This window comes from Amycolatopsis sp. cmx-11-51 (assembly GCF_047608665.1).
Taxonomy (GTDB): Bacteria; Actinomycetota; Actinomycetes; order Mycobacteriales; family Pseudonocardiaceae; genus Amycolatopsis.
Genome location: NZ_JADNQO010000027.1, coordinates 31,811 through 46,164, shown reverse-complemented (window position 1 = coordinate 46,164; position 14,354 = coordinate 31,811). Strand labels below are relative to the sequence as shown.

Sequence of the window (14,354 nt, the reverse complement as noted above, 5' to 3'; positions counted from 1 at the left end):
TGATCGGTCAAACGACGCGCCCGAACTGGTTTTGCCATCCACCCAGACTGACGCCCCGACGATCACCCGCCACGAACGCCGACCGGCGTGTCGCCAACCCGGCCAACGTTCATGGACACAGCACTAGCCGCGCCGGGAATCCGGATGGGTGCCGGGGTGATTGTCATGGCGCGGCGTGGTCTGATCTTCCTTGTTCTTCGCATCACCTTGCTGGGGCTGGTGGCTCCGAATGCCTCAGCCGCCGGACCGGTCACCAGGTGCCGGAAGACTGGAACGGCACACTGGTGCTGTGGAGTCACGGCAGGTACTCCGTGGCCTATCCGGAGCCGGTTCGGATCGCGCTGGCCGCGTCCCAGTACCGCGCCGTACGCGGCTGGTCGATCGAGAAGGCACTGACCGACCAGATCCGGTTGCAAGGCTGGTTCGGCCGCACGGTCGGCCCGCCCCGCCGGACCATCGCGGCGGGCGAATCGGTGCGGGCGATCACCGCGACCTGCTCGCCGAGCGAAACCCGCGCCGGGCTGATGACCTTCTGCGGCAACCTTCCCGGCCGGGGCCGCGCTCTGGAACTCCGGGCTCGATCTCGGATACGCGCTGCCGCAACTGGCGCGGATCACCGATCCTGAGGCCAACGCGGGCAGGTTCGTCAAGGTGGTTCAGGCCGTCACCGAGAGGGCCGGGCCAGGCAAGCCTTGGCGAACGCGCTGGCCGAGATCCCCGGCTGACTGGACGCCACCCGACCCCGGCCGAAGGACGTCGCGGAGCAGGTTTTCTGGCAGGGCGCCTGGGATCGCTTCTCCCGTGCCGGCGCGCGTTCGGCATCGGCACCCGTCGCGGTGACCGGCGAAAGCTGGCCATCGACCGGCCCTGCCTCACTGAACGCCCAGGCGGGCAAGCTCGCCCCAGAGCACCAGACGATCTTCGACGCCGTCCGGGAAACACCGGTGACGACCGCCCTGGCGTTCGCGCGCCACTCCCCTCCCCCGTATCCGCGGGTCCTGCCCTCCCGACGACCGTCAGGAGGTTCCGGTGAGGAGAGTCAGCCGGTAGGCCGACAGGACCCGGTTGACCGGGAGGAAGTACGTGGTGCCGCCGCTGGAGCAGTTCCCGCTCCCGCCGATCAGCACGCCTTGGGCCTGCGTCCCGCTGACGAACGGCCCACCGTTGTCACCGGGCTCGGCGCAGACGGACGTCCGGGTCAGGCCGGTCAGCGTGCCCTCGGGGAAGGTGATCGTCTGGTTCTTCGCCTGGATGACGCCACACCGCCAGCCGGTGGTCGTGCCGTACTTGCACACCGAGGCGCCGACCGGGGCTTCGGTCGACCCGGTGATCGTCACCCGGCCGTCGGTGGGCGGGATCGATCCCACCAGCCGCCAGTCGGTCGTATTGGTCACCCGGATGACGATCGCGCCGTTCGGCGGGAACTGCGCCGCCGTGACCACCCCGACCACGCGGCCCGCGCTGCGGACGGTGTCACCAGGCTTGCCACAGACGGAACTCGCGATCAAGTAGCCGATGTTCCCCGAGACCGCGGCGAATCCGGCAGTGCACCGAGACGAGACGCTGGTCTGCAACAGGCTCCCGCCCCCGAGCGGAGCGGGAGCGTCCGCCCGAGCCAGGGGTGGCATAGCGAGGCAGAAGGCCAGGACCAGGCCGAGCAGACAGCGGAATCGGGGCAGTCTCATGGGACCCTCCGATGGGCAGGGAATACTTCGATCCTAACCAGGCCCAGCGCCCCTGCCCATCGGCCGAATCGCGCATTCTCAGCGCCAGCCGAGCTCCGGTGCAACGTGAGTGAGGATGCTCTCCAGCACGTGCGCGTTGTACTCGACACCGAGCTGGTTCGGGATGGTCAGCAGCAAGGTGTCCGCCGCCTGGATCGCCTCGTCCCCCTTGAGTTCCCGCACCAGCTCATCCGGCTCGGCGGCGTAAGAACGCCCGAAGATCGCCCTGGTCGTCTCGTCGATCATGCCGACCTGATCACGCGAGTCGCGGTCGCGGCCGAAGTAGGCGCGATCCAGGTCGTTGGTCAGCGCGAAAATGCTGCGGCTCACGGACACCCGCGGCTCGCGCGTGTGGCCTGCCTCTTTCCACGCTTCGCGGTAGGCCTCGATCTGCTTGCGCTGCTGGACGTGCAGCGGCTCACCCGTCTCGTCGTCCTTGAGCGTCGAGCTCTGCAGATTCATGCCCAGCTTCGCGGCCCAGACACCCGTCGCGTTCGAGCTGGAACCCCACCAAATGCGCTCACGCAGTCCCTCGGAGTACGGCTCGAGCCGAAGCAGCCCCGGCGGGTTGGCGAACATCGGGCGCGGGTTCGGCTGCGCGAAGCCCTCGCCGTCGAGCAGCTTGAGGAAGACCTCGGTGCGCTGCCGGGCCATGTCCGCAGCGGTCTCCCCCTCCGCCGGGCCGTACCCGAAGTAACGCCACCCGTCGATCACCTGCTCCGGCGATCCCCGGCTGACACCGAGCTGAAGCCTGCCGCCGGAAATGAGGTCGGCGGCGCCGGCGTCCTCGGCCATGTACATCGGGTTCTCGTAACGCATGTCGATCACGCCGGTACCGATCTCGATCTTCGAGGTCCGGGCACCGATCGCCGACAGTAATGGGAACGGACTGCCCGCCTGCCTAGCGAAGTGGTGCACGCGGAAGTAAGCGCCGTCGACACCGAGCTCCTCGGCCGCGACGGCCAGATCGATCGACTGATGCAGGAAGTCGGCGGCGGACCGGGTCTCGGAGTGCTCGCTCGCCGACCAGTGGCCGAACGAGAGGTAACCAATCTTCTTCACGCCACATGTAAGCGCCCGATGACCGGGTTTGATTCCCCTGCCCCGATGCCGTGTCACGCTCTGACCATCCGTGAATAGTAACCCTATGTAGCTGATGGTCACTTTAGGCTTTAATGGCTCTCGACCTGCAAACTACGGGCCAACTTCGCCGAACCAGAGGCCCTCACGCTGCCGGTCAGTAACTGATCATTGTCTCAACGTGAGCCGTCGTGACGATACGTACCCCCCCTGATTCAGGCCTCCTGGGCGACGTATACTCTCTTCATCAGCAAGTCCGAGTGGCGGAATGGCAGACGCGCTAGCTTGAGGTGCTAGTGTCCTTAACGGACGTGGGGGTTCAAGTCCCCCCTCGGACACACATTCATGGTGGATCTCCCACAGCACAGAGTAATTGGCCCGCTACGGCGGGTCTTTCTTGCGTTCCCGGCACGGCTAGGTCGGCTAGACTGATCATGGTCGCGCCCTCCCCGCGTGCGGTAGTCCGGGGAGGTGTGTCGTGACCCGACCGATCTCGTCGGTGTCCCTGCCCGGCACAGTCCCCTCTTCCGCGCGCGCCAGGCCATCGCTGTCGGCCCCGGTTCCAATGGAACTTCCCTCCCTGCGCACGCTGGACACGACCGGTGGTCCGCGGTTGTCGATCGCGGTGCTCGACGCCGGCGGTCGGCTGCAGGACCGGGGCGCGGTCGCGGCACTGGGCTGGAACACCGGTGACCGGCTGCTGATCACGCTCATCAAGACCACGGTGGTGATCCACCGGCGTGCCGACGGCGTGTTCGTCATGCCCCGCAAGCCCTATGTCTGCCTGCCCGCGATAGTCCGCAGGGCCTGCGGCATCGACGCGGGAGCCCGGATGCTCCTGGTCGCCGACGCCGAGCACGACGTTCTCGTCGTCCACCCCGAACCAGCGGTGCAGGCGATGCTCCGCACCTTCCACGCCACGCTCGCCACCGAAGAGGCGTCATGACCACCTCCGCCAGCCCGCAGGACCTCGAAACAGCCCGCCTGCTGCTGAACCGTCTCGGTGTCGACCCCGCCGAACTCCTCGCCGCCGGCCCACCGCCCGGGGACGAGGCGTCGCGGCCACGACCCATGCCGACCATCCGGGAATGGATCCCCGTCGTCGCCGCGCTCCTCTCGCCCAGCACCGCCGCCTCCTACGGCTCGTACTGGGCGAAAGCCGACGCGGTGTGGGGCGACCGGCCCATGGACACGATCACCGCCAGCGAGATCAAAGCCCAATCCGAGATCGCCCGCACCACCGCCGTGGTCCGCCGCAACTCCCGCGGCGGCCGCAACGCCGCCGAGAACTTCATCGCCGCGATCCGCTGCCTCTACAAGCACCTGGAGAACGACGGCCGGATCGATCAGCACCTCAACCCCGCCCGCAGGGTCACCAAACCACGGCGCAACGCCTCCACCCGCCGCGCCCTGCCCAACGCGCAACTGTCGGAACTTAACGACGTCGTCGCCAGCACCGGCGACGACCCCGAACTCGACGCACTCCTCTGCCGTCTGCACGAGGAAACCGCCTGCCGCCGCGGCGGGGCGCTCGCGCTGCGCCGCCGTGACCTCGACCCTCGGCAATGTGTCATCCTGCTCCGGGAAAAAGGCGGGACTGAACGCTGGCAACCCGTCTCCCCCACCCTGATGCGCCACCTCCTCGCCAACAGCGACGAGCGTGGCAGCGGCGACCCGGACGAACAGCTCCTGCGCTACGCCAACCGCAATCCCATCACCAAACGCCGCTACGACTACATCTTCCGCCGCGTCTGCGCCGAACTCGACTGGGCCCGGGCCCTGCAGGTCAGCGCCCACTGGCTCCGGCACACCACCCTGACCTGGGTCGAACGCAACTTCGGTATCGGGGTAGCCCGCGCCTACGCCGGACACGCCGACACCGGCAGCGACCTCACCACCACCAGCTACGTCAAAGCCGACATCACCGAAGTCGCCGCCGCGCTCGCCGCACTCACCGGCGAACCACACCCACTCGCCGTCTAACCCAGGCTCACCCGAGCGGCCACCGGTGCTAGAGGTGGTGCTGACGGACACGGATCATGCCTGTCAACACCACCTCCAGCGGCTGTCATTCGCCCTGCGGATCACGGCTACGGAGCAGCGACTGGTGAAAACCCGTGACCATCGTGTGCAGGACGTGCTGGGGATACACCACTAGCAGATCGTGCTCGATCAACGACGCCAGCAACACCTGCTCCCCCGTCCTCATCCGGCACCGCGACCGCAAACGCGCGGGCAGCACCACACCCATCTTCGACGGAATGCGCGCGGTCGCGTGCTCGCCCGCGCGTGCCACCACCAGAAGACCAGCGGACACCTCGAACCGGATCAACTGACCAGCGGACCAAGCCACCTGAGACAGAGCAACCTTCGCGGCCACAGTGCCCGTGTCATCGATCCGGACAAGACTGAACCCGACCGAGCCACTCTCGACCAACGCACCGAGCTCAGCCATCGGCGGAGGAACCGCGTCCCGACGGCCAGAATCTCTGACAGGCATCAGCAATGACGCCACGATCCTGTCACCCACCGGAACAGCCTCAGACAGTCGCCCGAGCTGAATCGACGGAAGCCCACCGGCCACGCCGTCATCCCGCCGAACACCGGAATCACACGAACGAAATGCAGTCATCACACATCCCAGATCCTTCGCCTGGGAGGGCACGACCAATACTACCTAGCTTGCCGAAACCTGACGGTCACCGCAACCAGCGTCCAAACACATTCGAACGCCTCAGAGGAAAGGCTGCTTTCGTCATCCGCCACGTTTCGCTCGACAACCACGCCAAACCGGTGTCAGCACACCTTCCTCCTCTTTGCTCCCGTCTTGCCAGGCCGTGCTGCTACGGATCATCGATGCGGCAGTGCTCGCGGTGCATGCACACGGCGTCGACCATCCGGGCCGCACTCACCCAGCGCGGCTATCCGCTGTCGGTCGATTATGAGTAATACGGCCGCTCCTTCGGCGGTTCGGACCACCTGTTCATCGAACCACTGAGCCGCCACGAACCCGAGGACTACACCCCAGTCCTGGGCCGGCTCTCTCGCCGAACTGGAGTTGCTTCGCCATGACCTCACCCGCTGACGACCCCAATGCCACGCTGCTCAAATGTCGCCGTCCACGTCCGGAATGAAGTCCAACGACGACATGCTGCCCCTGCTCACGGCCGAGCCGGACCCGACCCGCTCGCCGGCATCGAGCACACGGGCGACGAAGAGGACGACGCACCCGCCGAGCTCGACGCGCTGCACCGCGGCTTCCGCGAACGCACCGCCCGCGAGCTGGAACGGATACAGCTCGCGACCGAAAGCGAGTACTGGTTCTGCGTCTGCTTCAAAAGCCAGGACGACAAAGACGCCTTCCTCGCCGCCGCCGGTCTCGTCGTCATCGGGGACAAGTACCTCGACGGCTACGTTACCGCGGAACTCCTCGGCATCACCATGCCCGACCCCGACGAAGCGGAAAGGGGTGAACTGAATGCCTCCACGCAAGCGACAGACCGCCGCCGCAGCCAAGAAGCGAGGCGCCGCCCGCTAGAAGGCCACCACCGCCCCCAAGGCCAAGGGACGCGTCAAAACGTCCAGCGGCTCCGACTAGCGCACTACAGCGCTAGTGCGCTAGTCGGGTACGCTCCCGGTTGTTGCCAGTTCGCAAGCGGCACCGTTAGCGGGCTGGCCACGAGAACGAGTGAGGGCGACGCCCCTAAGGACGCCGCCCCCTGCCTAGCCCAGCAGGTTCCCAAACTCGTGGGCTAGTACTCCAGCCGGACTTCGTGATGTCGCTGGTGGGCTGCCTGGAGACGGGTGCGGCCACCAGTTAATCATGGTCGGTTGTGTGGACTAACCCTGATCGGCTGGTGGCCGCAGGCTTTAGCGTAAACCCTGACCGATGGGCGGTGATGTTCGAGGAGATGATCAGCCGGATCGCCGGCCGGTTCACTAGAGTCGAACCCCGCCGACGTGCGCGAGCACTGCTGCTCGGGCTGCTGTCGGACCTGCCGGACAAGAACTGCTGGACCATCTCCGAACACGCCGGCGACGACACCCCCGACGGGATACAACACCTGCTGCGCAAAGCAGTCTGGGACGCCGACAAGGTCCGCGACGACCTGCGCGACTACGTCACCGAACACCTCGGCGACACCGGCGCCGTGCTGGTCGTCGACGAAACCGGCGACCTCAAGAAAGGCGTCCACACCGTCGGAGTGCAACGCCAATACACCGGCACCGCCGGGCGCATCGAGAACGCCCAGGTCGCGGTCTACCTCACCTACGCCACCGACACCGGCCACGCATTCATCGACCGAGCCCTCTACCTCCCGAAATCCTGGACCACCGATACCGACCGCTGCGCAGGCGCCGGAATCCCCGACGACACCGCATTCGCGACGAAACCCGCGCTCGCGACCACCATGATCGGCCGTGCCCTCGACGCAGGGATCCAGGCCGGGTGGGTCGCCGGGGACGAGGTCTACGGCGCCGACCCCCACCTGCGCAAGAACCTCGAACAACGCGGCATCGGCTACGTCCTCGCCATCGGCTGCGACCGCCGCGTCAGCACTCCAGCCGGCGTGCTGCGCGCTGACGGTTTTGCCGCACGGTTGCCCAAGCACGTCTGGCAACGCCTCTCCGCCGGCACTGGAGCAAAAGGACATCGCTACTACGACTGGGCGTTCGCCGACATCGACACCGACGAGCCCGACGGGCACCGATGGCTGCTGATCCGCCGCCACCGCACCACCGGCGAACTGGCGTTCTATCGCTGCTACTCGCCCGAACCGGTGCCGTTGCGGATCCTGGTTCAGGTCGCGGGCCGCAGATGGACAGTCGAGGAGTCGTTCCAGACCGGCAAAGGCCTCACCGGGCTTGACCAGCACCAGGTCCGACGCTGGACCTCCTGGCACCGCTGGACGGTCCTGGCGATGCTCGCCCACGCCTTCCTCGCCGTCGTCGCGTCCACCGAACGAAACCCCGAACCGGCAACTGCCGGATGGATCTCATTGACCTGCAACGAAATCCACCACCTGTTCACCACGCTCATCAGCCGACCGATCCTCGATGTCACACACCGGATCCGCTGCTCGACATGGCGCAGACGCCACCAATACCGCGCCCAGCAAAGCCACTACCAACGACAATCAGCCCACAAACCATGACCCTCACGAACTGCGACTGGAGTACTAGGGCCTACCCGCCGAGTGGCGGTGCGCCGCGGGGCTTTCGCAGTCTTCCCTGAGAACGGACGGATGGCGGCAATCCTCTCGTGTCTTCTCGGGGGAGCCTGGGCAGAGTCAGTGTGTGCGGCAACGGATGCCTGTCCCAGGCGGTAGAATGTCGTTTGCCGCCTGGTGAAATGCCGGCCGCGCGTCGATGGCGTGGACCCGGTGGCGGGCCACCCGCAGATTGCGGGTGCGCAAACCGAAAGGTTCTCTCATGATCAAGTCCGGTTAACGCGTACATCGCAGGCGCGCTGGGATTGGGCTCCCTCGCTGCCGTAGTGCGACTGACCACGATGGCCCTGGCGATCTGGTTCCTCCGCTGGTTGATTAAGACCGGCGCCGAGAACGAGCGGGTCTTGAAACTTGCTCTCCCAATTCTCAAGGCATTGCCTGGTCTGCTGCGCGAGGACAGACGTTGGGCTGCCTCCCTCCGAGCACTGCTCCCCCGGCCTCCGAGCGCCGGCGAGAAGAATGGCGCCGATCGGGGTGATGTATCCCGTTGATCGACGCCCCGGCCCGGCTCCGACCGGGCAGACCCTCGATCCCGAGCTCATCGGTATCTCTTGGCGTGCGCATTGCCAGGGTGACTCGTTCGCTTCGTTCCCGCCGCCGGGGATCTCCCGGGTTTCGGCGCCGTAGGTGGTTTCGAGGAGCAAGACACAGGCCGCGTCGTCGCGGAAGATGACGTCCGCGGTCCCATGTGCTTGGACCATCCACGCGCCACGCCAGCTGGCATCGCCCCGGACCAGCACGACTCCGGTCGCGTGGGTGCAGTAGTTCAACCCGTCTGCTTCGCTAATCCGAACGGTAAGGTCGCGACGGGCCTGGCCACCAAGACCCGGGGCGCTAGTGGCCAGGCCCCGCGGGCATGACCAGGTCCGGGATCTCGTCGGCGGTGAATTCGCCGACGCGTTTGTGTTCATGGCTCAGGACAGGTGCGGCGTCGGTGATGGCACGGCAGCCGTAGGTCACGATGAACACGTTCTTCTTCGCCACGGTGATCTGGTACATCCACGAATCGAGGATCTCCACGACGTCGACGCTGATCCGTGTCTCCTCACGGATTTCGCGGGCGACGCATTCTTCGGGGGTTTCGCCGAGTTCGAGGCGGCCGCCGGGTAGTTCCCATTCGTCGCGTTCGTTGTGCAGGAGCAGTACGCGGCCTGCGCGCACGACGACGCCTTTGACGGAGATGGGGTAGTCAGGCATCGCCGGCAGACCTCCTTGCACAGGGTGGACGAGGTGATTAGCACCGTAGCAGCTGTCAGGCGACCGGAACCCTGACGACGTCAGTGGACACCCCGCCAGGGCGCGGTCGTGTCCATATTGGACGCCTAGCGCGGTACTGCACCGCATACGGTGAGTGGCTCCGAAACAGAATCGCCGACTATGGAACAATCAGCGTCGAAAGCTGGCGCCAGGCCGGGTCACAGTCGAGTCCTCTTTGACAGGTTGAGAAACTGCGGGTTTTGACAATGCACAAGCACGCCGCGGCTCACGCCGACGCTCGGCACCGCACGATGTCGGTCCAACGGCCGTTTCGGTTGATCGTCACAGGTGGTGGGACTGGTGGGCATACCTATCCGGCGCTGGCGGCCATTCGTACGTTGCGGGCCAGGTTGACCGATGAGGGCCGGGCCGTTGAAGTCCTCTGGGTTGGTACCGCGGCCGGTTTGGAGGCTCGCGTCACCGCAGCGGAGGGGATTCCGTTCCAGGCGGTCGCCACGGGCAAGATCCGACGTGCGCGCAACCCGTTGAAGATGCTGTCGCGGGCCAATCTGGCCGACATGGCCCGGGTTCCGCTCGGTGTGTTCCAGGCGCGGTCGGTTGTCGCGCGGTTCCAGCCCGATGTGGTGCTGGCGACCGGTGGGTATGTCGCCGTGCCAGTGGGCGTGGCGGCCCGGGTGTGTAACCGTCCGTTGGTCATCCACGAGCAGACACTGCGGCTGGGCCTCGCGAACCGCGTGCTGGCCCGGTTCGCGGCCAGGGTGGCGGTGTCGTCGGAATCGACGCTGTCGCACCTGCCGCCCGCAACGCAAAAGCGCGCCGTCGCCACGGGAAACCCTGTGCGCTCGGAACTGCTCGCGGGCGACGCTGACCGGGCGGTGGAGGCGCTCGGCGTTCAGGGATTCGATCGTGCGCTGCCGACGTTGTACGTCACCGGCGGCGCGCAAGGTGCCACCCAGATCAACGAGCTGGTCGCAGCGATCCTGCCGTGGCTGCTCGAGCAGGCGAACGTCGTACACCAATGCGGACCTGCCTCCGTGGAGACGCAGCAGGAACGCGCGGCCGCGTTGCCACCGGAACTCTCAGCACGCTATCTGCCTGTCGGGTTCGTCGGCTCTGAGCTGCCTGATCTGTTCGCACTCGCCGACGTGGTGATTTCCCGCAGCGGGGCCGGGACGATCGCCGAGTTGACCGCGCTGGGGAAAGCGGCAGTGCTCATTCCTCTGGCGTCCTCCGCCGGTGGCGAGCAAGCCCACAACGCGCGGCACCTCGCCGACCAGGGAGCCGCGGCCGCGCTGCTCGCCAACAGCGTCACCGCGACGGGCTTGCAGGACGCGGTGGCGCCGCTGCTGAACGATCCGCAGCGGCGCCACGCGATGGCTGCCCGTGCGCGCGACTTGGGGCGGCCGGACGCCGCTGATCGGCTCGTCGATGTCGTCCTTGACGGGGCTGGCGAGCGATAGGCGCTTCCGCTGGGCGTGCGGTGCTCTCAGTTGCCGGTGCCAGCACTGTTTCTGGTCCAGCCATCGCGATCGCCCAGCAGGTGGCTGTCTCGTCGGTAGTGGATGGTCGCCGTGGTCTCGTCCTGGGGTTGTGGGGTGATGGCGTCGAGCCGGGGCAGGGTGTCGGAGATGAGCCGCCGCCCGTGGTCCATGGCCCGGTCCCAGACGTCGGCGACCTCGTCGACGTCCGGCCAGATGGAGAACAGCGCCTCGGCGAGGACGGGGCCGGAGTCGATGCCGTCGTCGATGACGTGGATGGTGATACCGGCCAGTGTGTCGCGGTTGTGCAGTGCCCAGTTGACCGGCCGGGCGCCGCGATAGGCGGGCAGGCGTCCGGGGTGGCAGTTGATGATGTGCCGGGTGCCCTCGATCAGGCCGCGGCCGATGATCTTGTCGTAGAGCACGCTGAAGACGAGGTCGCACCGTCCTGGTTCGAGGTCGCGCCAGTCGCCGGCGTGCAGCACGCGTGTCTCCGGCCAGTTCTGTTCGACGAACCGGGAGAGCCGCATGTCCCAGTCGGGTTCGGGTGCGGTGGGAATCACGGTGTCCAACACCGTGCCTGGTAGCGCCGCGATCACCTCGCAGGCGTGAGCGGCGAGGCTGCCTTTCCCGAGCACGGCAGCGCGGCGCACGGTCATCGGGTTGCCTCCGTGGGTCGCGGCCCCTGGTTCCGGTCGTGATCGGGCGCGGGCCCGCGGACGTGGGACCGACCGCTAGCGAGGCGGAGTGCTCTGCGCAGGGCCGCGGCGACGGTGTGCACGTCGTTGTCGGTCATGTCGGGGTGGAAGGGCAGGTTGAGGATCCGCTGCCACAGCGACTCCGAGCTCGGTAGCGGAGTGGCACACGGGCTGAACGCGGGCTGGTAGTGGTTGAGCGGATAGTGCACGCCCACGGCGATCTCGCCGGCGCGCAGCCGCGTGTGGACCTCGTTCCGCAGTGGGGCGGGGATGAGGATCGTGCAGTTGAAGGGCACGGTGTTGGCGACGTCGAGGTCGACCACGGTGACATCGGTGATGTCCTGCAGCGCGGCCGCGTAGGCGTTCCAGAGGCCGCGTCGGCGCGTTTCCATCTCCGGGAAATGGGTGAGCTGGACTCGGCCGATCGCGGCGTGGAGGGTGGAGAGGTGGTAGCGAAACCCGACGCCGTCCACGGAGTAGGAGACGGCATGGCCGCGCTGGGCCCGGCCGCTGGTGATGCCCAGCGCACGCGCCCGGCGCAGCGCCGTGGCCTCACCAGCAGTGCGCGGGACGATCGCTCCGCCGTCTCCGCAGGTGAGTGCTTTGATCGCGTCGAAGCTGAAACAGGTCAGGTCGCCGGTGGCGCCGACACGGCGCGGGCCGGTGAAGGAGCCGAACGCGTGCGCGGCGTCCTCGACGACCGCGATGTCCTGAGCGGCGAGGTACTCGCGCAAGGCGGTGAGGTCGACCGCGCGGCCGCCGTAGAGGACCGGCATGACCGCGCGGGTGGCCGGGGTCAGTGCGGCGCGGACGTGGTCGACGGTGGTGCACAAGGTGGCCGGGTCGACGTCGACAAACCGGGGCCGGGCACCGGTCGCGACGATGGCCTGGACACTCGCGCAGAACGTCAGCGACGGCACCACCACCTCATCACCAGGCCCCACACCGGCGGCCAGGAGCGCCAGGTGCAACGCGGCGGTGCCAGTGGAGACCGCGACCACGTCCGGAGTGCCCAGATAGACGGCCAGCTCGCGTTCGAACGCCTCGGTTTCGGCGCCGTGCCCGTACTGGCCGCCCTCGAGCGCGCGGGCGACGGCGGTGATCTCGTCGCCGTAGAGGAACGGCCGCGCGTTGGCGCGAGGCCCGCTCGGCGCTGTCACGACCGTCATCCGCCCACCGCCGTCAGCTCCGCGGCCTCGACCAACATCCCCGCAGCCTCGGCTGCGGACCAGCGATCGACGTTGCCGCGATACCAGTGGACGGTCTCGGCCAGTCCGAACGCCAGATCGCGGCGGGGCTGGAATCCGAGTTCTGCGATCTTGGACCAGTCCATCGAGTAGCGGATGTCATTGGCCGTGCGGTCCGCGACGGTGGTGACCGCGTCCCAGCCCGCCCCGACCAGTTGCAGGAGGCGGCCGGTCAGCTCCAGGGTGGTGAGGTCCGTGCCGCCGCCGACGTTGTAGATTTCGCCGGGGACGCCGCGGCGCAGGACCAGGTCAATCGCCCGGCAGTGGTCCTCGACGTGCAGCCAGTTCCGCAGATGCTGCCCGTGCCCGTGCAGAGTGACCGGTTCGCCGGTGAGGAGCCGGCGCAGGAACAGCGGGATCAGCTTCTCCGGATGCTGGCGGGGACCGTAGTTGTTGGAGCTGCGGGTGATGCAGACCGGGACGCCGAAACTGACGAAGTAGGAGCTGACCATCAGGTCACTCGCCGCCTTGCTCGCCGCGTACGGGACCGTGGGACGCAACGGAGCATCTTCGCGGGCCGAGCCGGTCGGCATCGGTCCGTAGACCTCGTCGGTGGAGACGTGCACGAATTTCTGGACACCGCAGCGCATCGCGGCGTCGAGCAGTGTCTGTGTGCCCGTCACGTTGGTGCTGACCGAGTTGCCGACATCGCGCAGGGAACGGTCCACATGGGACTCGGCGGCCAGATGCACGACCGCGGAGTGGCCGGGCAGGAGATCGCCGACCAGGCCGGCGTCGCGGATGTCGCCTTCGACGAACGTCAGTTTCGGAGAATCCATGGCGGCCGCGAGATTCCGCCGGTCGCCAGCGTAGGTGAGACTGTCCAGAACGGTCACCTGGTCGACCTGGTCTGTCTGGATGAGACGGTCGACCAGGTGCGAGCCGATGAATCCGGCCCCGCCCGTCACGAGCACTCTGTGCATGATCAGTCCAATCTGTCTCGACACCATCGAGGGGGCAAACACCTGTGCTCAACTGATTTCTGGTTCGTCAACGCGTGTACGCGGGGAGCAGCCCGGCTCGTTCGGCTTCGGCGAGTGAGGGGGCCGCGAGATCCTTCGCCGACTGGCTCACGGTGACCTCGGGCGGCCAGGTGATACCGAGGTCGGGGTCGAGTGCCTGGACACGGAGTTCGCGGGCGGGATCGTGCGGCTGGGACAGCAGGTACATCACAGTCAAGTTCTCGGCGAGAGACAGGAACGCGTGCCCGAGACCGTCGGCGAGGTACAGCGACAGGTCGTGGTCCTCGTCGAGGCGCTCCAGGTGCCAGCGGCCGAACGTCGGGGACCCCGCTCGCACGTCGACCACGATGTCCAACACCGCCCCTCGCACGCACGTCACGTACTTCGCCTGCCCGGGCGCCCCGGTGACCACGCTGATCCCGCGGAGCACTCCCCTACGGGACACCGACCAGTGGGCCTGCCGCGGCTGCCAGCTCTCGCCGGTCGCGGCGCGCACGGTGTCGTCTCTGTACCACTCGTGGAAACTCCCCCGTCCGTCCTCATGGCGAGGGGTCTCGATCGTCCACGCGCCGGGGATCGGCAGCGCGCTGGCGGCATCGGACATGTTGGGTAGTCCTCCTACGCTGAGGGGCGGGGCATGATCATGCGGCCAGGGCCACAGTCGCTTTCGACGCGGGACGCGGATGTCGTCGTGCGTTCCCAGGAACGTCCAGCGT

The 14,354-nt window shown here is 67.3% G+C and carries 14 protein-coding genes and 1 tRNA gene; 6 read left to right on the top strand and 9 right to left on the bottom strand.

Annotated features, from left to right (window positions below; translation table 11 throughout):
* Positions 1–257 precede the first annotated feature (257 nt).
* Complete coding sequence (locus ACM6LU_RS37835; protein ID WP_414942679.1) at positions 258–626, top strand: hypothetical protein; 369 nt, start codon at positions 258–260, stop codon at positions 624–626.
* Positions 627–1,016: 390 nt separating this feature from the next.
* Here ACM6LU_RS37835 and ACM6LU_RS37830 read toward each other — a convergent pair whose 3' ends face one another.
* Both ACM6LU_RS37830 and ACM6LU_RS37825 read right to left on the bottom strand, forming a co-directional pair.
* Positions 1,017–1,685 (bottom strand): S1 family peptidase, encoded by a 669-nt coding sequence (locus ACM6LU_RS37830; RefSeq protein WP_414942678.1) that lies wholly within the window; start codon positions 1,683–1,685, stop codon positions 1,017–1,019.
* Between the two features lie 78 nt (positions 1,686–1,763).
* Positions 1,764–2,786: an LLM class flavin-dependent oxidoreductase gene (locus ACM6LU_RS37825; RefSeq protein ID WP_414942677.1), complete on the bottom strand. Its 1,023-nt coding sequence runs from the start codon at positions 2,784–2,786 to the stop codon at positions 1,764–1,766.
* A gap of 272 nt (positions 2,787–3,058) precedes the next feature.
* Between ACM6LU_RS37825 and ACM6LU_RS37820 the strand changes: the two genes are divergently transcribed.
* The 3 genes from ACM6LU_RS37820 to ACM6LU_RS37810 all read left to right on the top strand — a co-directional run bounded on the left by ACM6LU_RS37820 (position 3,059) and on the right by ACM6LU_RS37810 (position 4,787).
* A tRNA-Leu gene (locus tag ACM6LU_RS37820) sits at positions 3,059–3,142 on the top strand.
* A gap of 140 nt (positions 3,143–3,282) precedes the next feature.
* Positions 3,283–3,750, top strand: a complete 468-nt coding sequence (locus ACM6LU_RS37815) for a hypothetical protein (RefSeq protein ID WP_414942676.1) — start codon at positions 3,283–3,285, stop codon at positions 3,748–3,750.
* A complete protein-coding gene (locus ACM6LU_RS37810) occupies positions 3,747–4,787 on the top strand; it encodes a tyrosine-type recombinase/integrase (RefSeq protein WP_414942675.1) in 1,041 nt (346 codons plus the stop codon). The genes ACM6LU_RS37815 and ACM6LU_RS37810 overlap by 4 nt, the downstream gene beginning before the upstream one ends.
* Before the next feature lie 85 nt (positions 4,788–4,872).
* Here ACM6LU_RS37810 and ACM6LU_RS37805 read toward each other — a convergent pair whose 3' ends face one another.
* Both ACM6LU_RS37805 and ACM6LU_RS37800 read right to left on the bottom strand, forming a co-directional pair.
* Entirely contained in the window at positions 4,873–5,334 is a 462-nt protein-coding gene (locus ACM6LU_RS37805) for a hypothetical protein (RefSeq protein WP_414942674.1), read from the bottom strand.
* A gap of 575 nt (positions 5,335–5,909) precedes the next feature.
* Positions 5,910–6,320, bottom strand: a complete 411-nt coding sequence (locus ACM6LU_RS37800) for a hypothetical protein (RefSeq protein WP_414942673.1) — start codon at positions 6,318–6,320, stop codon at positions 5,910–5,912.
* 398 nt (positions 6,321–6,718) lie between these two features.
* Here ACM6LU_RS37800 and ACM6LU_RS37795 point away from each other — a divergent pair, with 398 nt between their 5' ends.
* Complete coding sequence (locus ACM6LU_RS37795; protein WP_414942680.1) at positions 6,719–7,960, top strand: IS701 family transposase; 1,242 nt, start codon at positions 6,719–6,721, stop codon at positions 7,958–7,960.
* A gap of 909 nt (positions 7,961–8,869) precedes the next feature.
* Here the strand turns inward: ACM6LU_RS37795 and ACM6LU_RS37790 are convergent.
* Positions 8,870–9,232, bottom strand: coding sequence for an NUDIX hydrolase (locus ACM6LU_RS37790; protein WP_414942672.1), 363 nt, complete (start codon positions 9,230–9,232; stop codon positions 8,870–8,872).
* Between the two features lie 266 nt (positions 9,233–9,498).
* Between ACM6LU_RS37790 and murG the strand changes: the two genes are divergently transcribed.
* Entirely contained in the window at positions 9,499–10,713 is a 1,215-nt protein-coding gene (gene murG, locus ACM6LU_RS37785; protein ID WP_414942671.1) for an undecaprenyldiphospho-muramoylpentapeptide beta-N-acetylglucosaminyltransferase, read from the top strand.
* Between the two features lie 26 nt (positions 10,714–10,739).
* Here the strand turns inward: murG and ACM6LU_RS37780 are convergent, their stop codons facing one another.
* The 4 genes from ACM6LU_RS37780 to ACM6LU_RS37765 all read right to left on the bottom strand — a co-directional run bounded on the left by ACM6LU_RS37780 (position 10,740) and on the right by ACM6LU_RS37765 (position 14,242).
* Positions 10,740–11,390, bottom strand: coding sequence for a formyltransferase family protein (locus ACM6LU_RS37780; protein WP_414942670.1), 651 nt, complete (start codon positions 11,388–11,390; stop codon positions 10,740–10,742).
* Entirely contained in the window at positions 11,387–12,598 is a 1,212-nt protein-coding gene (locus tag ACM6LU_RS37775) for a DegT/DnrJ/EryC1/StrS family aminotransferase (RefSeq protein ID WP_414942669.1), read from the bottom strand. The genes ACM6LU_RS37780 and ACM6LU_RS37775 overlap by 4 nt, the downstream gene beginning before the upstream one ends.
* On the bottom strand, positions 12,595–13,599 hold the full coding sequence (locus ACM6LU_RS37770) for a dTDP-glucose 4,6-dehydratase (protein ID WP_414942668.1): 1,005 nt from the start codon (positions 13,597–13,599) through the stop codon (positions 12,595–12,597). Before ACM6LU_RS37770 ends, ACM6LU_RS37775 begins: the two co-directional genes overlap by 4 nt.
* Before the next feature lie 67 nt (positions 13,600–13,666).
* The gene (locus ACM6LU_RS37765; protein WP_414942667.1) at positions 13,667–14,242 is read right to left on the bottom strand and encodes a dTDP-4-dehydrorhamnose 3,5-epimerase family protein; all 576 of its coding nucleotides are present in this window, start codon (positions 14,240–14,242) and stop codon (positions 13,667–13,669) included.
* Positions 14,243–14,354: the final 112 nt, after the last annotated feature.